We start from the raw sequence: 2,977 nt of genomic DNA, 5'->3' as shown, positions 1-2,977 counted from the left end.
TATGGCGCAAATTACGTGCCAAAGCGAGGGAAGTCATCTGGGAAATGCGGGTCAATACATTGATCGTTTCTTCATCGATGCTGACACCGGAAAACTGCTCCCGCTGACCAAACAGAGACTCTCTGAAAGCCAGAGCCCCCTCAGAAAGTGCTTCCTCAGATGCAGAAGCCTGTGCGACATTGGATATCACTTTTTCATAAAAGCTATCCAGAGTGATATTTCCCAAATTCTCAATGGGATTATCAGAAAATGCAGCCATCAACACAGCATTGCTGCCATCAGAAGGACCTCCCCCCTGACCGGTTGCCAGAAATTGTTGATTCTGCTTGATTACAGAATTGATCTGGATATCGTTCGAGTCAGTCCCTGTGAATAATGTATTAATGCCGATCGTCGCCAGCGTATTACTGGTATCGTTGGCAAATTGAAATTCGTAATCAGGGCTGGCGCTAATGGTAAGCAAGCCATCAGTTGAGACGGAGGATGTTAAGTTTGCAACACCTCCAATGTCAGTTGATAAACTGTTTAATGTCGTATCTACTCCAATACTATCCAGGTCGACATTAATGGTCGTCGTATTTGTCTGCCCGGTCGTTTTGTTGGTCACCTTGATTTGAAAACTGCCGTGCCGGGGCTGAAAAGGCAGGCCCGTCTGTGAGGAATTTAAACTGACCGTCGGATCAAGCACATTCGATGCTGATGTCAGTTGGTCGAAACCAGCCGTTCCCTGACCCGATGCATGAATCTTATTAAACTCGAAAATCAAATTGGAAGTGTAGGAATTGAGCTGATCAACAAAGCTACCTAGAATATCATCCCGACCCTCAATAATCCCCTTCAGTTCGCCTCCCGTACGTGAGATATTACTATTCGTCTGGCTGAGCAGCACATCGTGTACTACCACGCCTCGATCTGTGTCGGTTTTTAAGGTCAGTTTTTGTGAGGTCCCCGCTAGAACCAGATAATCCGAGCCGGTAAAAACATCGATGGCACCATCATTACGTTCCCGGTAGCGAATGGGAACCAGTTCTGAAAGTCGATTCAATGCGGTGTAACGCTGGTTTCTGAGCGCTCCGGCATCACTTTGCAGTAAACCGGATGCTTCCAGTTTGGAAATCTTGGGGTTCAGATCAACGATCGTATCGATCAGTTCATTGGCTTCTGTCACCAGATTCTCAACATTGATCGACTGTGCGTCTCTCAATTCATTGACTCGTAATCGGAGAGACTTGATTTCTGCTGCAAACTTCTCAGCTTCAGTGACGACAAACTCGCGATCGGGAATCGAACTGGGTTGATTCACGACATTATTGAGCGTGGATAAAAAATCATTCAGTCCTGTCGAAAGGTCGCCCTCTGATAATTCCCGTATCTCACTTTCCAGCTGTTTGTAAATCAGATTCCGCTCTGAAATTGTGGAGTATTCTGTATTAGCCGAATGAATACGCGTTTCCAGAAACAGATCAATCTGCTGCTGAATACCGGAAATTTCAACACCCGTTCCCAGAACGAGTGCCCCCTGGCGAAACGGATCTGATGGATTGAGCACCATTTCTTCGCGGATATATCCGGGAGTACCCGCGTTAGAAATATTCTGGCCGGCTACCTGGATTCCGGTCCCGAAGATCTCAAGCGACTGCTTGGCCATTGATAGTGATGCATTAAGTCCCATGACAGCATTTCCGTAACGACAGACGCGCGAATAACAATTGGATATGAATTCTTTTTACTAAGAAAAAGAATTACGCCGATGCGTCAAATATCGCTCCCCCTGTGTTACTTTCATTTTGACCGCGTGAATAAGTTGGAACTTTTTGCCCTGCATTCGCAATCAGTTCCAGTATTTGCGAGTAATGTTGATAGGACCGTTGCGAAACAATCCACTGCACCCAGCTTTCGTGTCTTAATTTTTTGGATCGCTGTTCTGCATCATCGATGCGCTGAAAGACTAAGTCTGCTTCTGCAACATCCAACCCGGAAAGTAAATCCTTCATCGTCTGGGAAGGAAATCCGTGCTGTTCTGCTTTCTGAAGCAACTGTTGTCGGGCCAGCAATACAAACTGAAGCTCTCGAGTCAGTTCTTCTTCAACAACTCCAAACTGTTCAAAGCGGGCCACATCAACCTGCTTGAGTGCCTTGGATTTTGCCTGGTAGAGATCGAGCAGTTGTTTTTGGATGGGTTCCAAATCATTCAGAATCCCCACCAACTGACTCAGCAATTGCTGTTGAATGCTTTGCGCGGACGCGCTTTGTCCTGCATGCATGGGAGCCCCCTTTCTCCCTGATTATAAAATCCATCCTCACGGATGGAGAAAATCGCCTATCGTTATAATCGGCATAATCGGACCTGCTCTCGCGTCTGATTTAATCAGAATCTGATTTAGATGCGTAATACCTTGAAAATCAAGGTGTTACACTCGAAGAGAGTTCGAGAGACTGGGCAGACTTCGCATTGATTTGCCGTGAAAATGCGGAAAACAGCGTATCAGAAAAAGCGCTTCCCTCACCGGTGGCCAGATCTTCAGAAATTTGTTGATCGAGCTGAGCCTGAAACATCTCTTCCGCCTGACCGCCATGAAAATACGCAGGCTTATTCTGGCCTTCGCGCATCGCTTTGAACATCTGCTTGTAAAACGTTCCAGCGACGAACTTCTGAAATGCTTCTTTGAGTTCCGGAGATTCTTTCCCGGTCTGATTTAACTGAGATGGTGCCTTAGCCACATCTGATAAAAGTGATGTATGATTGATTGAAGGTTGAATTCCAGACAAGGGGGTCATGGCTGGTTTCCCTGAAAAAAGTTTTAAATATCGAAACTGAAAACTCTGAAACAGACCGTTGTGAGTTCAACTCAATGTTCATCGTACTCAGCGTGAAGTTTACCCGAACGGTGCAATTCACGAATGATACTAATGACATCTTCTGTCCCGCATTTCCCAGATGACTTCCTTCGCTTTGGCATGCGATTTGCGCCAGACC

3 protein-coding genes are annotated in these 2,977 nt (G+C 46.2%); all 3 read right to left on the bottom strand.

Annotation, left to right across the window (positions count from 1 at the left end; translation table 11 throughout):
- Positions 1 to 1,672 (bottom strand): flagellar hook-associated protein FlgK (flgK, locus tag Q0668_RS01105; protein ID WP_298859080.1); only part of this gene is annotated, 1,672 nt, incomplete at its 3' end.
- A gap of 70 nt (positions 1,673 to 1,742) precedes the next feature.
- Complete coding sequence (locus Q0668_RS01100) at positions 1,743 to 2,264, bottom strand: hypothetical protein (RefSeq protein WP_298859078.1); 522 nt, start codon at positions 2,262 to 2,264, stop codon at positions 1,743 to 1,745.
- A gap of 139 nt (positions 2,265 to 2,403) precedes the next feature.
- Positions 2,404 to 2,778, bottom strand: a complete 375-nt coding sequence (locus Q0668_RS01095; protein WP_298859076.1) for a rod-binding protein — start codon at positions 2,776 to 2,778, stop codon at positions 2,404 to 2,406.
- Between the last annotated feature and the right edge of the window lie 199 nt (positions 2,779 to 2,977).

This window comes from uncultured Gimesia sp. (assembly GCF_937910335.1).
Taxonomy (GTDB): domain Bacteria; phylum Planctomycetota; class Planctomycetia; order Planctomycetales; family Planctomycetaceae; genus Gimesia.
Note: the sequence above shows the minus strand (reverse complement) of the source record. Positions and strands in the feature narration are given on the sequence as shown.